Source organism: Pelomonas margarita, from assembly GCF_043555875.1.
Lineage (GTDB): Bacteria > Pseudomonadota > Gammaproteobacteria > Burkholderiales > Burkholderiaceae_C > Pelomonas > Pelomonas margarita.
The window spans coordinates 184,719-203,411 of sequence record NZ_JBIGHW010000007.1 but is presented as its reverse complement, the minus strand read 5'-3'; the positions used below and the strand labels follow the sequence as shown (position 1 = coordinate 203,411).

General features: G+C 71.2%; 15 protein-coding genes. 6 read left to right on the top strand and 9 right to left on the bottom strand.

What is annotated here, in order from left to right; genetic code table 11:
* The first annotated feature begins 7 nt into the window (after positions 1-7).
* On the top strand, positions 8-1,087 hold the full coding sequence (gene hemE / locus ACG0Z3_RS14460; RefSeq protein ID WP_394398577.1) for a uroporphyrinogen decarboxylase: 1,080 nt from the start codon (positions 8-10) through the stop codon (positions 1,085-1,087).
* A gap of 317 nt (positions 1,088-1,404) precedes the next feature.
* On the top strand, positions 1,405-3,480 hold the full coding sequence (locus tag ACG0Z3_RS14455) for a primosomal protein N' (protein ID WP_394398575.1): 2,076 nt from the start codon (positions 1,405-1,407) through the stop codon (positions 3,478-3,480).
* 7 nt (positions 3,481-3,487) lie between these two features.
* On the opposite strand, the gene ACG0Z3_RS14450 is transcribed toward ACG0Z3_RS14455, so the two are convergent.
* The 4 genes from ACG0Z3_RS14450 to ACG0Z3_RS14435 all read right to left on the bottom strand — a co-directional run bounded on the left by ACG0Z3_RS14450 (position 3,488) and on the right by ACG0Z3_RS14435 (position 9,908).
* The gene (locus ACG0Z3_RS14450; protein WP_394398573.1) at positions 3,488-3,844 is read right to left on the bottom strand and encodes a hypothetical protein; all 357 of its coding nucleotides are present in this window, start codon (positions 3,842-3,844) and stop codon (positions 3,488-3,490) included.
* Positions 3,845-3,986: 142 nt separating this feature from the next.
* Positions 3,987-6,044 (bottom strand): ATP-dependent helicase, encoded by a 2,058-nt coding sequence (locus ACG0Z3_RS14445; RefSeq protein ID WP_394398571.1) that lies wholly within the window; start codon positions 6,042-6,044, stop codon positions 3,987-3,989.
* 150 nt (positions 6,045-6,194) lie between these two features.
* Complete coding sequence (locus ACG0Z3_RS14440) at positions 6,195-8,792, bottom strand: hypothetical protein (RefSeq protein WP_394398569.1); 2,598 nt, start codon at positions 8,790-8,792, stop codon at positions 6,195-6,197.
* Positions 8,793-8,960: 168 nt separating this feature from the next.
* The gene (locus tag ACG0Z3_RS14435) at positions 8,961-9,908 is read right to left on the bottom strand and encodes a protein kinase family protein (RefSeq protein WP_394398567.1); all 948 of its coding nucleotides are present in this window, start codon (positions 9,906-9,908) and stop codon (positions 8,961-8,963) included.
* A gap of 137 nt (positions 9,909-10,045) precedes the next feature.
* Between ACG0Z3_RS14435 and ACG0Z3_RS14430 the strand changes: the two genes are divergently transcribed.
* A complete protein-coding gene (locus tag ACG0Z3_RS14430; RefSeq protein ID WP_394398565.1) occupies positions 10,046-11,014 on the top strand; it encodes an AEC family transporter in 969 nt (322 codons plus the stop codon).
* Here the strand turns inward: ACG0Z3_RS14430 and ACG0Z3_RS14425 are convergent.
* The 3 genes from ACG0Z3_RS14425 to ACG0Z3_RS14415 are packed head-to-tail and all read right to left on the bottom strand — an operon-like array spanning position 10,977 to position 14,144.
* The gene (locus ACG0Z3_RS14425) at positions 10,977-12,323 is read right to left on the bottom strand and encodes a sensor histidine kinase (protein ID WP_394398563.1); all 1,347 of its coding nucleotides are present in this window, start codon (positions 12,321-12,323) and stop codon (positions 10,977-10,979) included. The two genes, ACG0Z3_RS14430 and ACG0Z3_RS14425, sit on opposite strands and share 38 nt — an antisense overlap.
* Positions 12,320-13,660, bottom strand: coding sequence for a sigma-54-dependent transcriptional regulator (locus ACG0Z3_RS14420; protein ID WP_394398561.1), 1,341 nt, complete (start codon positions 13,658-13,660; stop codon positions 12,320-12,322). The genes ACG0Z3_RS14425 and ACG0Z3_RS14420 overlap by 4 nt, the downstream gene beginning before the upstream one ends.
* A gap of 10 nt (positions 13,661-13,670) precedes the next feature.
* Positions 13,671-14,144, bottom strand: a complete 474-nt coding sequence (locus tag ACG0Z3_RS14415; RefSeq protein WP_394398559.1) for a hypothetical protein — start codon at positions 14,142-14,144, stop codon at positions 13,671-13,673.
* A gap of 137 nt (positions 14,145-14,281) precedes the next feature.
* Here ACG0Z3_RS14415 and ACG0Z3_RS14410 point away from each other — a divergent pair, with 137 nt between their 5' ends.
* The gene (locus ACG0Z3_RS14410) at positions 14,282-14,665 is read left to right on the top strand and encodes a cupin (RefSeq protein ID WP_394398557.1); all 384 of its coding nucleotides are present in this window, start codon (positions 14,282-14,284) and stop codon (positions 14,663-14,665) included.
* A 106-nt stretch (positions 14,666-14,771) separates the two neighbouring features.
* Here the strand turns inward: ACG0Z3_RS14410 and ACG0Z3_RS14405 are convergent, their stop codons facing one another.
* Positions 14,772-15,308: an FxDxF family PEP-CTERM protein gene (locus ACG0Z3_RS14405; protein ID WP_394398555.1), complete on the bottom strand. Its 537-nt coding sequence runs from the start codon at positions 15,306-15,308 to the stop codon at positions 14,772-14,774.
* Positions 15,309-15,497: 189 nt separating this feature from the next.
* Here ACG0Z3_RS14405 and ACG0Z3_RS14400 point away from each other — a divergent pair, with 189 nt between their 5' ends.
* Together ACG0Z3_RS14400 and ACG0Z3_RS14395 are read left to right on the top strand one after the other, a co-directional pair.
* Complete coding sequence (locus ACG0Z3_RS14400) at positions 15,498-17,783, top strand: FdhF/YdeP family oxidoreductase (protein ID WP_394398553.1); 2,286 nt, start codon at positions 15,498-15,500, stop codon at positions 17,781-17,783.
* Positions 17,773-18,003 (top strand): hypothetical protein, encoded by a 231-nt coding sequence (locus ACG0Z3_RS14395; RefSeq protein WP_394398551.1) that lies wholly within the window; start codon positions 17,773-17,775, stop codon positions 18,001-18,003. Before ACG0Z3_RS14400 ends, ACG0Z3_RS14395 begins: the two co-directional genes overlap by 11 nt.
* Here the strand turns inward: ACG0Z3_RS14395 and ACG0Z3_RS14390 are convergent.
* A complete protein-coding gene (locus ACG0Z3_RS14390) occupies positions 17,980-18,654 on the bottom strand; it encodes a Crp/Fnr family transcriptional regulator (protein WP_394398549.1) in 675 nt (224 codons plus the stop codon). The two genes, ACG0Z3_RS14395 and ACG0Z3_RS14390, sit on opposite strands and share 24 nt — an antisense overlap.
* Between the last annotated feature and the right edge of the window lie 39 nt (positions 18,655-18,693).

Sequence of the window (18,693 nt, the reverse complement as noted above, 5' to 3'; positions counted from 1 at the left end):
TCCGGTGATGTTCGCCCCCCTGCAAAACGACAGCTTCCTGCGCGCCTGCCTGCGCCAACCCACCGAGCACACGCCCGTCTGGCTGATGCGCCAGGCCGGCCGCTATCTGCCCGAGTACCGTGCCACGCGCGAGCAGGCCGGCAGCTTCATGGGGCTGGCCACCAACAAGGACTACGCCACCGAGGTGACGCTGCAGCCGCTGGAGCGCTTCCCGCTGGACGCGGCCATCCTGTTCAGCGACATCCTGACCGTGCCGGACGCGATGGGCCTGGGCCTGTCGTTCCAACAGGGCGAGGGGCCGAAGTTCGCGAAGGTCGTGCGTGACGAGGCAGCCGTCGCGGCGCTGGCCGTGCCCGACATGGACAAGCTGCGCTACGTGTTCGACGCGGTCACGTCCATCCGCCGCGCGCTGAATGGTCGCGTGCCGCTGATCGGCTTCTCGGGCAGCCCCTGGACGCTGGCCTGCTACATGGTGGAGGGCGGCGGCTCCGACGACTACCGCCTGGTCAAGAGCCTGATGTACGCGCGCCCGGACCTGATGCACCGCATCCTGGACATCAACGCGCGCGCGGTGGCGGCCTACCTGAACGCGCAGATCGAGGCTGGTGCCCAGGCAGTCATGCTTTTCGACTCCTGGGGCGGCGTGCTGGCCGACGGGGCCTTCCAGCAGTTCAGTCTGGCCTACTCGCGCCAGGTGCTGGCGGCCGTGAAGACGGAGCACGAGGGCGTGCGCATCCCGCGCATCCTGTTCACCAAGGGCGGCGGGCTGTGGCTGGACGAGATCGCCGGCGCCGGTGCCGACGCCGTCGGCCTGGACTGGACCGTGAACCTCGGCCAGGCCCGCGCCCGGGTGGGCGACCGCGTCGCGCTGCAGGGCAACCTCGACCCCAACGTGCTGTTCGCGCCGCCCGAGGCCATCCGCGCCGAGGCCCGCCGCGTGCTGGACAGTTTCGGCACGCCGGCCGACGGCGCAGGCCACATCTTCAACCTGGGCCATGGCATCAGCCAGTTCACGCCGCCGGACAGCGTCACGGCGCTGGTGGACGAGGTGCACAGCCACTCGCGGCGGCTGCGCCAGGCGCGTTGAGCCCACGACTGCACCGACTTGCTCGCGGACTTATCCCCAAAAAGTAGGGGGCGGGCCGTGCAGTCACCCATTTCGGGTTGGCCCATCAGAGTTTTCCCGAATCCGCGCTAAGTGATTGATTTTGTTGGAAGGCACCAGAACCATGCATGCAGGCGGTGTCGCGCTCGACGGGCGCTGTCCCGCGTGTGCAGCGCGACCCGGCGCCAATTGCCCACAAAGTTATCCACAGAAATTGTGGGCAACCCAAGAAGCCTTGCAAATCATGAACTTGGCGGTGGTTTCTGAGCCATCGCTTCACCAAGCGCGCGGAGCTGGCCATGACTGAGCCGGGCGCGTCGGCGGTGGTGCGGGTGGCGGTGGATGCGCCGCAGCACAGCGGACTGAACGCCCCGCTTGACTATGCGAGTGAGCAGGCGCTCGCCTCAGGCACGCTGGTTCGCGTGCCGCTGGGCAAGCGCGAGCTGCTGGGAATCGTCTGGCCGGGCCAGGCGCTGGGCGAGCCGGCGGTGGCGCTGCGACCGGTGGCGGCGGTGTTTGCCGGGCTGCAGCCGCTGGGGGGCGACTGGTGTCGGCTGCTGGACTTTGCGGCCGGCTACTACCAGCGCAGCGTGGGCGAGCTGGCCAGTGCCGTGCTGCCCCCGCAACTGCGCGAGCTGTCACCTGATCAACTGGCGGCGCGGCTGCGCAAGTTGGAAAAGAAGCAGGCCGGCACGGTGGCCGCAGCGGCGCCGCACAAGCCCGAGCTGGCGCCCGAGCAGGCCGAAGCGGTCGTGCGCATCCAGGCGCAGCTGACTGCTGTTGCGCCCAAGCCGCAGTTGCTGTTCGGCGTGACCGGCAGCGGCAAGACCGAGGTCTACCTGCGCGCTGCCGAGGCCGCACTCGCGGCCGGCCGCCAGGTGCTGGTGCTGGTCCCCGAGATCAACCTGACGCCGCAGCTCGAGGCGCGCTTCACGGAGCGCTTCGCGGCCCTGTTGCCGCAGCCGCTGGCCATCGTGTCGCTGCACAGCGCGTTGACGCCCGCCCAGCGGCTGCAGAACTGGCTGGCGGCCCACCTGGGCCAGGCGCGTCTCGTGCTGGGCACGCGGCTGGCGGTGTTTGCGTCGCTGCCGGACCTCGGGCTCATCGTCGTCGACGAGGAGCACGACCCGTCCTACAAGCAGCAAGACGGTGCCCGCTACTCCGCGCGCGATCTGGCCGTGTGGCGTGCGCATGACCTGAAGGTGCCGGTCGTGCTGGGCTCGGCCACGCCGTCGCTGGAAAGCTGGCAGCACGCCGAGAGTGGGCGTTACGAACGCCTGACGCTGGCCGCCCGCATCGGCGGCGGCGCGTTGCCGCGCGTGAAGCTGTTCGACATGAAGGCGCTGCCCGCCACGGCCGGCGTGACCACCGCGCTGACCGCACCGCTGTTGGCTGAGCTGAAGGCGCGGCTGGAGCGCGGCGAGCAGAGCTTGGTGTTCCTGAACCGGCGTGGCTATGCGCCTGTGCTGCACTGCGGCGAATGCCAGTGGAAGAGCGACTGCCCGCACTGCAGCGCCTGGCGCGTGTTCCACAAGCGCGACCGCACGCTGCGCTGCCACCACTGCGGCTTTACCGAGCGCGTGCCTAGCGCCTGCCCCAACTGTGGCAACCACGACATCGCGCCGATCGGCCGGGGCACCGAGCGGCTGGAAGAGCAGCTTGCCGAGGCGCTGCCCGGCGCCCGGGTGCTGCGCATCGACGCCGACTCCACGCGCCGCAAGGGGGAGCTGGAGGCGCAGCTGCAGGCAGTGCACGACGGCGAGGTCGACATCCTCGTCGGCACGCAGATGATCACCAAGGGCCACGATTTCCGGCGCATCCGCTTCGTTGCGGCCGTCAACCCGGACGGCGCGCTGTTCAGCAGTGACTTCCGCGCGCCCGAGCGGCTGTTCGCGCTGCTGATGCAGGCCGGCGGCCGCGCCGGGCGCGATGCCGCAGGGGAATCGCCCAGCGAGATGTGGGTCCAGACCTGGCATCGCGACCACGCGCTGTACCAGGCGCTGGCGCGGCACGACTACGTGCGCTTCGCCAGGACCCAGCTCGACGAGCGCCGCTCGGCCAGCCTGCCGCCGTTCTCGCACCTGGCGCTGCTGCGCGCCGAGGCGCGCACCGCCGAGGCCGCCAAGACCTTCCTGGATGCGGCCGCAGGGCTGCTGCAGGACGAGGGCGTGCTGATCTACCCGCCCGTGCCGCACGCCGTGGCGCGCGTGGCGGACGTGGAGCGCATGCAGATGCTGGTGGAGGCCGGCCAGCGTGGGCGGCTGCAGGCCTTCCTGCGTGCCTGGGTGCCGGCGTTGATCGCGCTGAAACGCGAACGGCCCGAATTCCGGGCCGTGCTGAGGTGGGCGGTCGACGTGGATCCGCTGGCGATCTGAGGTCCGCTCAGCGGCGCGGCAGCGTGCTGGACAGCGCGCTGGCGCGCCGCTGCTGCTCCTGGCGGCGCAGCCAGCGGCTCACCGGGCGATAGGCCGCGAGGCCGGCCAGGCCCAGCGCCAGCAGCCACTGACCTGGTTCGACAGCTGCGCTCAGCGTGTCGAAATCGGCGTTGGCCGAGGCGTGGCCGGAGCCCTCCCAGGCAGCCGCGTCGCGCGTGCCGGTCAGGCCGGCCGCGCTCAGCCGGCCGGCATCGGCCATGACGGCGACGGTGTGTTCACCCCGGGCCTGGGGTTCGCGGGCGGCGCTGGCCTGCGAGGTGGAGGCCAGCGCGACAAGAGCGGCAGCAAGGAACAGTGACTTCATGATGCGGGCTCACCGTGGGCGAAAGTTCTGCAACGGATTGTTCCCAGCCTAGCGTGGCGCAGTTGTGAAGACTTCACGCGCCTGAGGGGTTCCCCCCGCGAATGGGCGAGCCGGCCTTGACCACCGCATGCGGCGCTGTCGCTCAGGGCGCGGGTTTGTCGTCTCTGGCCGCAGCCTTGGCGGCCAGCTCGGCCCGCATGCGCTTGAGCTTCTCGCGCGGGTCTTCGCGGCCGCTTTCCTCGTGCAGCTTCATTTCCGCCAGGAAGCGGCTGGGAATGCCCACCACCGTGTCGCGGCCCTTCTTGCGGCGGCGCAGCGTGGAGACGGCCAGCGTCGTGCGTGCCCGCGTGATGCCCACGTACATGAGGCGCCGCTCCTCCTCCAGCGCTTCGACCGTCAGTTCGACGTCCTCGCGCCTGAAGGGCAGCAGGCCTTCGTTGACGCCGGCCAGCACCACATGCGGCCACTCCAGGCCCTTGGACGCGTGCAGCGTCGTCAGCGTCACCTGGTCCTGCTCGTCGCCGCGCTCGGCCAGGGACAGGATGACCGAGATGGTCTGCGCCACGTCCAGCACGCTCTGCTTGGGCTCGGTGAAGCTGACGCCGTCTTCCTCGCTCTGCTGTCCGCCGCAACGCTTGGACACCCAGTCGACGAAGTCCAGCACATTGCCCCAGCGCGCCTGGGCGACCTTCTCGTTCTCCTCGTTGTCGACGAGGTGCTGCTCGTAGCCGATGTCCTTGAGCCAGGCCATCAGCATCGCGTGCGCGGCGGTGTGGCCCTCGGTGTGGCGGGCCTTGTGCTGCAGCTCGTTCACGGCGCGGCCGAATTCGTGCAGGCTGTCCAGGCCGCGCTGGGTGACGGCGGTGGCCAGGCTCTCGGAGAAGAGGGCCTCGAACATGCTGCACTTCCACTGAGCCGAAAAGGTGCTCAGCGCGCCCAGCGTCGTGTGGCCGATGCCGCGCTTGGGCGTGGTCACGGCGCGCAGGAAGGCCGGGTCGTCGTCCTGGTTCACCAGCAGGCGCAGCCAGGCGCACAGATCCTTGATTTCGGCCTTGTCGAAGAAGCTCTGGCCGCCCGACACCTTGTACGGGATCTGCGCGCGGCGCAACGCCTGCTCGAACACGCGCGCCTGGTGGTTGGCGCGGTACAGGATGGCGAAGTCCTTGAAGTTGGGCCCCTTGCCGTCGGCGCGCAGTTGCTGGATGCGGGCCACGGCGCGCTCGGCCTCGTGCTCCTCGCCGTCGGCCTCCAGCAGTGCGATGGGCTCGCCGTCGCCGTACTCGCTCCACAGCTTCTTCTGGAACAGCTTGGGGTTGCCGGCGATGACGTTGTTGGCCGCGCGCAGGATGGCGCCCGTGGAGCGGTAGTTCTGCTCCAGCGGGATGACCTTGAGTGCCGGGTAGTCCGTGGGCAGCTTCTTCAGGTTCTCGATGGTGGCGCCGCGCCAGCCGTAGATGGACTGGTCGTCGTCGCCCACGGCGGTGAACATGCCGCGCTCGCCCACCAGCGCCTTCAGCAGCTCGTACTGCACGGCGTTGGTGTCCTGGTACTCGTCCACCAGCACGTAGCGCAGCTTGTTCTGCCACTTCGCGCGCGCCTCGGCGTCGGTCGTCAGCAGCTTCAGCGGCAGCGTGATGAGGTCGTCGAAGTCCACCGCCTGATAAGCGGCCAGGCGTTCCTGGTAGCGCACCATGACGGCGGCAGCCGCGCGCTCGTCGTCGTCTGCGGCGATCTGCGCGGCCTGCAGCGGGCCGACGCCGTTGTTCTTCCACAGGGAGATCGTCCATTGCCAGCGCTGCGCCTGCTTGGCATCGGTCGTGCCGCCGGCGTCCTTCAGCACGTTCAGCACGTCGTCGCTGTCCAGGATGGAGAACTGCTCCTTCAGCCCGATGCGCGTGCCTTCCTCGCGCAGCAGGCGCACGCCCAGCGAGTGGAAGGTGGAAATGGCCAGATCCTTGGCGGCCTTCTTGCCCACCAACTGCTTGGCCCGCTCGCGCATCTCCTGCGCGGCCTTGTTCGTGAACGTGATGGCGGCGATCTGGTTGGCGCGGTAGCCCGAGTGCAGCAGCTGCCAGATCTTGGTGGTGATGACCTTGGTCTTGCCCGAGCCCGCGCCGGCGATGACGAGACAGGGGCCGTCCAGGTGGTGGACGGCGGCGAGCTGGGCCGGGTTGAGGCCGGCGGACGGGGCGGAAGACATGGCGGTCAGGCTGGCGGCGCGCCCTGCGGGCCGAGCGCCGGGCCGCTCCCAAGCCGGACCGCGCTGGCGATGTGAACGCGGCTCAACGCCGCATGCATCGCCGCCCCCCCGGGGGACCGGCCAAGGGATACCTTGGACGAGGGGCGCGCATCATGCCACGCGGGCCACGCCCTCGCCCGGCAGCGCCCGCAGGCCCAGCCCCAGCAGCAGCAGCGTGAAGAAGACGAAGCCGATGCGGGGCGCGTCCAGCAGGCTGTCGAAGGCGCCGACGGTGGCAAAGCCGATCAGCGCGGCCACGATGGCGGGTGCCAGCGGGTGGTCGCGCCCGCGGCCGAACGACAGGCGCGCGAGCACCAGCACCACGGCCGACCCCAGCAGCGCCAGCCCCAGCAGCCCTTGCTCGAACAGCACGTGCAGCGCGGCGTTCTTCATGTGCCAGGGGAGGTGGTGGCGGTCGCTGCTGAAGAACCAGTGCGCCATCTCGCGGTTGAAGTCGCCGTTGGTCAGCAGTGCGCGGCCCTGGGCGTCGTGCAGCGCGATGCGGCTGATGTCCAAGCGCCCGCCGCGCGCGTCCAGCGACATCGAGAACGTCACGAAGCGGGGCGCCCACCAGTCGCCGCCCATGGCTTGCACGCCTGGAATCTCGAAGGTCTGCCTCTGCCAGTCACCCACGCGCTGAGGGTCGGCCCCCTCGGCCCGCTGGGGCTTGAGCTGGGAGGCAACGGCATGGCAGTTGTCCGGATAGATGAGATTGCGTTCGCAGATCTCCAGCACGAGGGTGGCGTCGCTGGCGGTGCGGCTGACCAGCGTGACCTTGGCTGTTCCCGGTGCCGGCGCGGCGATGCGCTGGCTGATGCGGAAAAGCTCGCCTCGCCCCAGCACGTGCTTGCCCGCTGTCAGCGCCAGGTAGGCCTCGCCCTCGTCGGTGCGCAGCCGGTAGTCGCCGATGCGGGCTTCGTTGGCGCCTTCGTAGAAGTTGGCCGGCACGAAGCGGCCGGTGCCGCGCCCCAGCAGCCATTGCTCCGGGCCGTGCAGCAGGCGCAGGCCCTCGCGCCAGTGCGTCAGGCGGAACAGGCCGTCCTCCTTCCACGTCGCCATGCGGTCACGCAGGTAGGCGCCGCCGCCCAGCGCGGCCACCACGGCCATCACCAGCAGCAGCCCCGCCACCAGCAGGGCGCGCTTGCGCCAGGCCGCTGACCCCGTGGCGCCGGCATCCTGCAGCGGCCACAGGCGCGGCTCCAGCAGCATGGCCGACCACACCCCGCCCAGCGCCAGGCCGGCGGCCATGGACGTCCAGCGGCCCGTGGTGCCGCCCCAGTAGTCCGCCACGATGACCATGGTGGACAGCAGCCAGAACCAGCTCGCCGTCACCAGCAGCACATAGACCGGGCGCGTCTGCCCCGGCGCGTCCCGCCAGCGCAGCGCGGCGCAGCACAGCAGCGCGACGACGTTCAGCACATAGGCCGCCTTGGGCACCGCCACCGACAGCGCCCAGCTCGCCCCGCCCAGCAGCAGCGCCAGCACGGCGCCCATCAGCACGGCTGTCAGCCGCTGGCCCAGGCTGGGCCGCCACAGGCTGGCGGGCATGACCAGCAGCATGGCCATGACGAAGAACAGCGCGATCAGCCCGCGGTAGCCGCCGCCCGTGAACACCAGCGTGGCGGCCAGCGCGAAGGCGGCGGCCATGGCCAGCGCACCCAGCTTGGCCAGCCGCGGCAGCGGCGCGTCCACCGCGCCCAGCGTGCTGTCCAGGTGGCTGCTCTCCGGCCCCGAGCCGGCAGCGCGCCGGCGCTGCGCATCGGCCAGCAGCACCAGGGGCACCAGCATCAGCGGCAGCGCGAGGTACACGCCGCGCGAGAACGTCGTCAGCACCGCATAGGCCGCCAGCAGCACGACGCCCAGGCCCGCCGCGAACCACCACGGCGAGCGCGTGCGCAGCAGCGCCAGCAGCGCGAACGGCAGCGTCATGACGAGGAAGCCGTCCAGCGCCGCGCCCCCCACATGCATCTCCCAGAACAGCGCGGTGGTGCGGTAGTCGGTGGAGAAGTCCAGCAGCCCCGTGTAGGCCAGCCGCTCCCACAGCGCGGCGAGGCTGCCGGCGGCCAGCGCCAGCACCAGCCCCAGCAGCAGCCCGCGCGAAAAGCCGCGCGGCCGCGCCGCAGCGGCGGCCGTCCACAGCGGCAGCAGCGCCAGCGCCAGGAACAGCGCCTTGCCGTTGCGCACCGAGTTCATGGGCTCGTGGTAGCCGTGGAACCAGCCGAAGACAAAGCCGCCGGCATCCTCAAAGCCGCGCCACATGCCCAGCATCGCTGACGCGGCCAACGCCAGGATCAGCAGCTGCACCGCAGGCGAATACACCAGGCCATGCCGCCAGGCCGGCGCGCGGTCGCGGGCATTGAGTTGCAGCGCATAGGCCAGGTAGCCACCGCAGCCGCAGGCGGTGGCCAGCAGGTCCAGCTCCTCGAAGCTGATCCAGCCGCTCCAGGGCGCCAGGCCGATCAGCGGCAGCGGCGCGAGCAGCAGCGCCGGCGATTTCACCCACAGCACGGCGGCCGCAGCGGCGGCCAGGCCCCAGGCCGCCAGCGCCAGCGTGCCCGACAGCGGGTGATGGCGGGCGAGCTCGACGCCGATGACGCCCATGGCGATGCCGGCCAGCAGGGCCAGGCCTTGCTGCCAGGTCGCCGGGCGGCTCAGGCGCAGCGTGCCGAAGCCGAACAGCCCGGCCTGCGGGTGGCCCGTGGCAGCCATCAGCGGAAACACGCCGTCGGGCGGCGAGCGGACGTCAGCAATACGCGAAGCCGCGAGGAGCGGGCCATGGGAGCCTCCGGGTTTGGGGGCCGCATTGTTGCCCAGCGCCGCGTGGCGGACATCCCGACAAGCCCGGCTTGGCCGGCCCGCAGGCAGGGGGGGCGGGGCTCAGGGCGATTGCGGGCGCAGCCAGCGCTTCCACCAGGGCTGTTGCTGGCGGCTCGAGCGGGCACTGGCCGCCAGCGCGCTGCGCTTGGGCGCCTGGCCCAGCCATTCGCGCAACTCGTCGGCCAGGCCCTCGGCGCCGCGCGTGCGCAGCTCGGGCGATTCGGCCATCGTTGCGCGCAGCAGTGCGTCCAGCTGCATCTGCAGCACCTCGCTGAGGCGGGGCCACTGGTCGCCCGCGCTGCCGCGCCGGGGGGCCAGGCCCTTGGGGGTGTCTTCCCAGCCGCAGATCAGCACGCGGGCGAAGGCGCCCAGGCCGTAGATCTCGCTGGCCAGGCTGGGCGGTGCGCCGTCGCGGCGCTCGGGTGCCGTGAAGGCCGGCGCCGCGCCCAGGCTGAGGCCGCGGTCGAAGGGGTCGGTGGGGTCGGGGATGCGGGCCAGGCCCAGCCCCATCAGCCGCACGTTGCCGTCGGCGTCCAGCCAGATCATGGCGGGGTCCAGCTCGGCCAGCAGCCAGCCTTGCTGGTGGGCCGAGCGCAGCGCCTCGCACAACTGCACCAGCAGATCGATGCGCTGGCGCAGGCTGAGCTGGTGCAACTGCGGCAGCAGCGGCTCGCCGTGCGAGCCCTCGATGATGAGGTAGGGGTGGGCGTCGGGCGTGACGCCGCTGTCGCTGGGCACGGCGATGTGGGGGTGTTGCAGCGAGGCGAGGTCGCCGGCCTGGTCGGCGTAGCGCAGCATGACCCCGGCGCCCTGGTCGCTGCGGTCCAGCACCAGCACGGCCGCCTTCTGCTCAGCGGCACGCCCGTGGTGGGCGCTGTACCACTGACCGGCATGCGCCTGCTCGCCGTCGGGCAGCGGCTTCTCCAGCCGCCACACGCCCAGCGCCTGGCCTTCGTCCAGCGGGGCGGCGGCAGCAGGGGGCGGCAGGGACAGATTCGGCATGCGCATCACCGCATATTAGGGGTGACCCGTAGCCGCCGGCCATCCCCTGCGTGGACGAAGGCGGGGGCGGCGCGCATTCGCTCACGGCGAGGCGCGGGCTCCCGGATACTGCGGCCCGCACGTCGCTGCCCGTCTGCCCGCGCATGTTCGCCGTCCTCGCCACCACCTTCCCCTTCTTCGCCCTCGTGCTGTGCGGCTGGCTGGCCGCCCAGCGCGGCTGGCTGCCCGACAGCGCCATCCCTGGCCTGAACGGCTTCGTGCTGTTCTTCGCGCTGCCCTGCCTGCTGTTCCGCTTCGGGCGCGACACGCCGGTGCTGCAGTTGCTGAACCCGGCGCTGCTGGGCGTGTACCTGGCCGCTGCGCTAGCCCTCGTGTTCCTCACGCTGCGCCTGACGCGCACGACGGCGCTGGGCATGAAGGACCTGGCGTTGGGCGCGCTGGTGGCGGCGTTTCCCAACACCGGCTTCATGGGCGTGCCGCTGATCGTCGCGCTGCTGGGGCCGCAGGCCGGCGGCGTGGTTATCAGCACCATCCTGGCCGACCTGTTCGTCACCAGCTCCCTGTGCTTGGCGCTGGCCCAGGCCGGGCCCGGCCTGCGCGCCGAGCGGGCCGCCTTCGTGCAGTCGCTCAAGGCGGCAGCGTCCAACCCGCTGCCCTGGGCCATCGCGGCGGGCGCGCTCGTCGGCACGCTGGGCGTGAGCCTGCCGGGGCCGCTGAACAAGACCGTGGCCATGCTGGCCGAGGCGGCGTCGCCGGTGGCCTTGTTCACCATCGGGGCCGTGCTCAGCCGCTCGGGCCGCTCCAACCGGGCCGCCGGCCGCGTGACGCCCGCCTCGCACTACCTGCCGGTGGCAGCCATCAAACTGGTGCTGCACCCGATGCTGGTGTTCGCGCTGGGCAGCGCCGCCCAGGCGCTGGGCGCACCGCTGACGCCGAGCCAGCTCATCGCGCTGACGCTGGCTGCCGCTTTGCCCAGCGCCAGCAATGTGTCGTTGCTGGCCGAGCGCTATGGTGCGGACACCGGGCGCATCGCGCGCATCATCCTGGCGTCCACCGCGCTGGCCTTCCTGAGCTTCAGCGGCCTGGCGGCACTGCTGATCCCGGCAGGCTGATCGTCACGCACAGGCCTCCGCCGTCGCGGTTGGCCAGCGTCACGCGGCCATCGTGCGCTTCCACGATCTCGCGCACCAGCGCCAGGCCCAGGCCTGTGCCACTCGGCGCGCCCGGTTCGGCACGCTTGGTGGAATAGAACGGCAGTAGTGCCTGCGCCAGCACGGCTTCGCTCATGCCGGGGCCGCGGTCCAGCAACTCGATGCGCTGCTCGCCGACGGCCGTGCCCACTCGCAGCGCTATCTCGTCGGGGTCGCTGCCCGACTCGTGCGCGTTCTTGACGAGGTTCAGCAGCGCCTGCTCCACCTGTGCGGCGTCGAACCAGCCGGGCTCGGCCGGCAGCTCGCCGTCCACGTGAAACTCGGCCAGCGTGCCCAGCCGTTGCAGGAACGCCGCCCAGTCCACCGCCTCGCGGCGCGGCGCCGGTAGCTTGGCGAAGCTGGCGTAACCGCTCAGGAAGCCGTGCAGGTGCGATGCCCGTTCACCGATGCTGGCCAGCACTTGCGGCAGCCGCGTGGTGTCGCCGCGCCGCGCCAGCTCGGCGCCGCTGTGCGCCAGCGACGAGATAGGCGCCAGCGAGTTGTTGAGCTCGTGGCTCAGCACGCGGATGACGCGCTTCCACGTGGCCACCTCGGCACGTGACAGTTCGCGCGTCATGCGCCGCAGCAGCCGCAGCCTGTGGGGCTGGCCCTGCAGCCGGAACGCGTGGGTGCTGTGGTGGAAGGTTTCCTCGGGCTGGTCGAGCAGCGTGACTGCGAACAGCTGGTCGGCCTCGCCCTGCAGCGCCTCGCGCAGTGGGGCCGGCAGCGGCGCGATGACGGTGGCGAAGTCCAGCCCTGTCAGGCTACGCCCGCCGGCCAGCAGCTGGCGCGCTGCCAGGTTGGCAATCGCCACCTTGCCGCCGGGCCCGGTCAGCACCAGCGCCGTGGGCGTGTTCTGCACCACCGTGTCCAGCAGCAGCTCGCGCTGGGCCAGGTGCTGCCGTTGCTCGCGCAGCGCCAGGCCCAGCTCGGCATGCTGTTGCATGAGCCCCGCCAGCTCGCGCGGGCCGTCGGGAGCGAGGTTGAGGCTGAAGTCGCCGTCGCGGTAGCTCAGCACCGCGCCTTCGAGCGCGCGCGTCAACCGCTGCAGCGGCGCCAGCCAGCACGCCGCCAGCCAGGCCAGCAGCGGCAGCATCACGGCCATGGCGGCCGCCAGCGCCCAGCCGTCGTCCAGGCCCAGCCGGCGCACGCCCAGGATGACCAGCGGTGGCACGGCGGCGGCCGTTGCCAGCGCCAGCAGCGCGCGGGCGCGCAGGGACAGTGGCCTCATGGGGTGATGCCGTAGCGCTCCAGCCGCCGGTACAGCGCCTGGCGCGACAGCCCCAGCTGCGCCGCCGCGCGGCTGACGTTGCCGGCCGCTGAACCCAGCGCGGCGACGACGGCGTCGCGGCTGGGCTCGTCGAGGTTGCGCCAGGCGGGGCCGCTGCCGGGCAGGTCGTCCAGCCCGAGCAGGGCGGGCGTGATCTCGCCGCCACCGCCCAGCAGGGCGGCGCGCTCCACGGCGTTCTTCAGCTCGCGCACATTGCCCGGCCAGCGGTGCGCCAGCAGCGCGTCGCGCGCTGCCTCGCCCAGCCGCGCGCGGCCTGCCAGGAAATGCTCGGCCAGCGGCAGCACGTCGTCGCGCCGTTCGGCCAGCGGGGGCAGCCTGAGCTCGATGAGGTTGAGACGGTAGAACAGGTCCTCGCGGAAGCTGCCGGCCTTCACCATGGCACGCAGGTCGGCGTTCGTGGCGCTCAGCACGCGCACGCGGGTCTGGCGCGTCTTGCTGGACCCAAGCCGCTCGAACTGTCCAGTCTCCAGCACGCGCAGCAGCTTCATCTGGCCGGCCAGCGGCAGGTTGGCGATCTCGTCCAGGAACAGCGTGCCGCTGTCCGCCGCCTCGAAGCGGCCCACGCGCGCCTTGGCCGCGCCGGTGTAGGCGCCGCTGTCGCTGCCGAACAGCTCGGCCTCGATGAGGTCTGCGGGCAGCGCGCCGCAGTTCAGCGCGACGAAGGGGCCATCCTTGGCCGCAGAGTTCGCATGCACGAAGGCCGCGATGCGCTCCTTGCCCGCGCCGTTGGGTCCGGTGATGAGCACCGGCACCGGCGCGGCGGCGATCTGGCCGGCCAGCTCCAGCAGGCTCAGCGTGGCGTCTGCATCAAACACCAGGCCCGAGAGATCGTGTCGGCGTGCCAGCGACGCCTTGCGCTGCCGCCGCGCCTCGCGCAGCTGCGCAACCTCGCGGCTGGCCTCGCCCAGCTCCAGCAGGTTCTCGACGGTGGCCACCAGCTTGGCGTCGTCCCAGGGCTTGGCCAGGTAGTCCGCCGCGCCTGCCTTCACCAGTGCTACGGCGGCGTCCAGCCGCGTCCAGGCGGTGAGCAGGATGATGGGCAGGTCGGGCCGCCGGGAACGGATGGCGCGAAAGAGCTGCTCGCCTTCCTCGCCGGAGGTCGTGTCGGTCGAGAAGTTCATGTCCTGGATGACCAGCCCGAATGGCCGTGTCTCCAGCAGCGCCAGGCCCTCGGCCGGGCTGGCTGCCACGCTGGCCTCGATGTCGTGAAGGGACAGCAGCAGCTCCAGCGCCTGGCCCACACCAGGGTGGTCGTCAATGATCAGGACTCGTCGCATCGTGCAGGGGTCAAGGGGCTGGGGGCGGGGTCTGGGCTTCCAGCCAGACGCGCTCGGAAGTCTCGCGGTGAATGCGGAACACGGCCGTGGCGCGCGGCACGCTGCGGGGCGGCGTGCCGGCCTCCAGCCTGCCGTTGGTCAGTGCGTGCAGCTCCAGGTGGGTCAGCTGGTCGTCCAGCGCGAACGCCAGGGCCACGCAGTCCGGCGGCACGGCTGTGTAGCGCACGATGCGCCCGCAGTGGTTGCGGCCGGCGCCAATGAAGGCGCAAATGTCTTCCCGCGAGGTGCCGGGCTTGAACACGACGAAGCGGTCCCAGCCGAAGCTGGTGAGTCGGCCGAGGTCCACCGTGGTGGCCGCCGGGTCGCGCACCTGTTCACCGATGCGCTGGCTGATCATGCCCGGCCCGTTGGCCACCTCGCTGCAGGCGGCAAGGGTCAGGCACAGGGCCAGACTCAGGGGGGCGGAATGCAGAGCGCGCGGCATGCGGGGGAGGATAGCCGGGCGGCGCTGGGCACCAGATCCTGTGCGTGAAGCGAGTTCATGGCCTGGGATTGCCTTCTGAGCCGCAACTGCCCTAGGCTGGACGAGCGGGCGTGTTGCCGCGCAGGAGTGCCCGTGCCATGCCTTTGACCCCTGACACCACCTACGTTCACCTGGCCCATGACGGCAGCGTCACCCCGGTACCGGGCGGCGAGGCGTTCTGGGGCTTGCCGCCTGAGCAGCTGAGTGCGTTCGACCAGGGCTGGCTGATCACCGAGTTCGAGTGCACGCAGGACTGGAGTACCTGGGAGCGGCATCCGCAGGGCGACGAGTTCGTCTACCTGCTCAGCGGCGATGCGGCGCTGGTGCTGGCGCTGGCCGAGGGTGAAACGGTGGTGCGCCTGACCGGCCGGGCAGCGCAACTGGTGCCGCGCGGGGTGTGGCACACGGCGCGGGTGTTCGCGCCCAGCCGGATGCTGTTTGTCACTCGGGGTGAGGGCACGGAGCATCGGCCTGTGGGGTGAACGGACCCCACGGCTGACCGACGCACCAGCCGCTTGAACCACAACATCGGCAGCACCAAAAGAAAAGGGCCTGCATTGCAGGCCCTTGCATTCACGCGAGGTGAGATCAGGCGCGGCGGCGGCGCGCCAGGAAGCCGATGGCGCCCAGGCCAGCCAGCAGCATGGCGTAGGTTTGCGGTTCCGGCACAGCGACCGCGGAAGCGGTGTACGACAGGCGGCCGCCCGCAGTGCCAGCGCCCGTGCCGGTGGCTTCGAAGAAGTAGCTGCCGGCGGCCCAGGAGCCCGGCGTCTGGACGCTGATGTAGTCGCCCGAGCCGAACGAGCCCAGGAACACGTCAGCGGCGTCCTTGACGCCCAGGGTGCCGCCGTCTTGCCACAGGGACAGCGACAGGCCGGTGATGTTGTAGCGCTGCGAGCCCAGGTTCACCGACGGCAGATCGGCCACCGACACGGCGCCGACGTAGGGCGCCGACGCGGTGAAGAAAAAGTCGTACACGAAGGCCCCTGTGCCGACCGTGGCGATGCCATCGGTGTCGAACGACGGCGTGATGTTGCCGAGATCGGCAGCGTAGACATTGGCCGCGTGAGCGCCGCCGGCGAGGCCGAGTGCGATGAGGCTGGACAGAGCGATTTTGCGGAACATGCCGACTCCTGAATACGAACGAAACTGGCCTGCAGAATACCGGCGTTGTCGGCGTGCGGGCACCCCTAGATGGGCAGCAATACCGTTCTGCCCCCCGCGTACGGGGGGGCGAATGCCGCAAGGCCGGCGCCTGGGCGAAGGCGGTTGCTCCGCGAGACGGGGCAGCCTGCAGTGCTAGGCTGCCCCGCCATGAGTGAAGCCAAGAAGATTGAGCTGTACGACGGCCCCGCCGGGGGCTGGGGCGCGCTGAAGAGCGTGGCCAGGCACCTGAACGAGCAGGGCGTGCCGGTGAAGGGCGCCAAGACGCTGCTGCATGCCAACCAGGCCGACGGCTTCGACTGCCCCGGCTGCGCGTGGCCGGACCGCGACCACCGCTCCACCTTCGAGTTCTGCGAGAACGGCGCCAAGGCCGTGGCCGCCGAGGCGACAGCGCGGCGGGCCACGCCCGAGGTCATTGGCGCGAAGACCTTGAGCGAGTGGGCCGAGGTGTCGGACTACGAGCTGGAGGCCACCGGCCGGCTGACCGAGCCCATGGCCTACAACCCGCAGACGGACCGCTACGAGCGTACGAGCTGGGACGCCGCCTTCGCGCTGATCGCCAGCGAGCTGCGGGCGCTGCCGGACCCGAACGAGGCCATCTTCTACACGTCGGGGCGCACCAGCAACGAGGCCGCATTCCTGTACCAGCTGTTCGTGCGCGAGTTCGGCACCAACAACTTCCCCGACTGCTCCAACATGTGCCACGAGCCCAGCGGCTCGGGGCTCAAGCCCACCATCGGCGTCGGCAAGGGTACGGTGACGCTGGCGGACTTTGAGCAGGCCGACTGCATCCTCGTGTTCGGCCAGAACCCCGGCACCAACCACCCGCGCATGCTGGGCGAGCTGCGCGCGGCCCGCAAGCGCGGCGCGCGCATCATCAGCTTCAACCCGCTGCGCGAGCGGGGCCTGGAGCGCTTTGCCGACCCGCAGAACGCGATGGAGATGGCCACGCTGGGCGACTCGCCGATCAGCAGCCACTACGTCCAGCTCAAGGTGGGCGGCGACTTTGCGTTGCTCAAGGGCATGTGCAAGCGCGTCGTCGAGCGCGGGCTGCTGGACGAGGCCTTCATCGCCGAGCACACGACCGGCTTCGAGTCGTTCGTCGCCGAGCTGCGCGAGCAGCCATGGGCCCCGCTCGTCGACGCCTCGGGGCTGACCCGCGAGCAGATCGAGCAGGCGGCCGACCTCTACGCCAGCAGCGAGCGCGTCATCGCCTGCTGGGGCATGGGCATCACGCAGCACCGGCATTCGGTGGCGACCATCCAGATGATCGTCAACCTGTTGCTGCTGCGCGGCAACCTGGGCCGGCCTGGCGCCGGCGCCTGCCCGGTGCGTGGCCACAGCAACGTGCAGGGCGACCGCACGATGGGCATCTACGAGAAGCCCGCGCCAGCCTTTCTCGACAAGCTGGGCGAGGTGTTCGGGTTCACGCCGCCGCGCGCGCATGGCGTCGACACGGTCGGTGCCATTCAGGCCATGCTGGACGGCCGGGGCAAGGTGTTCATCGCGATGGGTGGCAACTTCGCTGCGGCCACGCCCGACACGGCGGCCACGTGGCGCGCGCTTCGCCAGTGCGGGCTGACGGTGCACATCACCACCAAGTTCAACCGCAGCCACGTCGTGCACGGCCGTCAGGCGCTGGTGCTGCCGGTGCTGGGCCGCACCGAGATCGACATGCAGGCCAGCGGCCCGCAGGGCGTCACGGTGGAAGACTCGATGAGCATGGTGCACCTGTCGCACGGTATGAACGCGCCGGCCAGCGAGCACCTGCTGTCCGAGCCCATGGTGGTGGCCCGCATGGCGGCGGCCACGCTGCCGGCCAGCCGCACGCCGTGGCTGGCGCTGGCGGGGGACTACGCCGCCATTCGCGACAAGATCGAAGCCGTGCTGCCTGACTTCGCCGGCTTCAACGAGAAGCTCAAGGCGCCCGGCGGCTTCCGGCTGCGCAACACCGCCAGCGAGCGCGTCTGGGCCACGGCCAGCGGCCGCGCGGAGTTCAGTACGCATGCGCTGCCGACCGACTTGGCCACAGAGCGCGTGGCCGATCGCCACCGAGACCAACGCGTCTTCACGCTGACCACGCTGCGCTCGCACGACCAGTACAACACCACCATCTACGGCCACGACGACCGCTATCGCGGCGTCTACGGCCACCGCCGAGTCGTCTTTATCCACGCCGACGACCTGAAGGACCTGGGCCTGAAAGCGGGTGACTGGGTGGACATCACCAGCCTCTACATCGGTGAGGCCGGCGGCGACGTGCAGCAGCGCCGTGCCGAGCGCTTCCTGCTGGTGGCCTACGACATCCCGCGCGGTTGCTTGGCCAGCTACTACCCCGAGACCAACCCGCTGGTGCCGCTGGAGAGTTTTTCCATCACCGCGCGCACGCCCACCAGCAAGTCCATCCCGGTCGTGCTGACGCGCCATGCAGGCTGAGCTGCTTCAGGCGCTGCGCGAGCTGGCGCCGGCCGGCGAGCCCGTCGCGCTGACGCGGCTGGCCAAGCGGCTGGACGCGCGCGTCAGCGTGCTGCTGCGCGAGCTGACGGCGCTCAGCCACGCGCGTGTGGGCGGCGTGCCGGGGCCCGGCCTGGTGCAACTGGCCTGCGACGACGCCGGCCGCTGGACGGTGCTGCTACTCGCCCAGCCGGTCCAGTAGCGCCGCGTCGACGATGGCGATGCTGCGGTAGCCCAGCTTCACGGCGCCGGCCTTGGCCAGCTCGCCCAGCTCCTTGCTCAGTGTCTGGCGGGTCAGGCCCAGCATCATCGCCAGCGCCTCCTGCGATACCGGCAGGTGCTGGCGCGCCTGCAATGCCTGCGTGGCGTCGCCGCGCGCCAGCAGCGCCAGCCGCCGGGCCAGCCGGGCGCGGGTGGGTCGCAGCGTGGCGTCCTCGACGATGCCGAACAACGTGCGCAGCCGCCCGGCCATGAGCCGCGCCAGCGCGGTCGCGAACGCGGTGTCCTGCATGAAGCGCGCGAAGGCATTGGCCGGCACGGCGAACACGGTGGTAGCGCCCATGGCCGTGGCGTCGTGCACGCGTGGGCCGCCGTCCAGCAGCGAGATCTCGCCGAACCAGTTGCCCGGCTCCAGCACGGCAAGGATGGACTCGGTGCCGTCCGCCGCTGTGCTGCTGGCTTTGATGGCGCCGCTGTACACGGCGTGCCAGTCCCCCGGCGCATCGCCCTGGCGGAACAGCACCTCGCCCGCGGCCAGGGGCTGTACGCGGCCGGCGGCCAGCACCGCGTCGGCCAGCGTGGCGGGCAGAGACGCGAACCACGGGTTGTCACGCAGGGCCAAGTATTCGGGCATGCCCTGAATTGTCTGGTTTCGGACAGATCGACAGGCCCC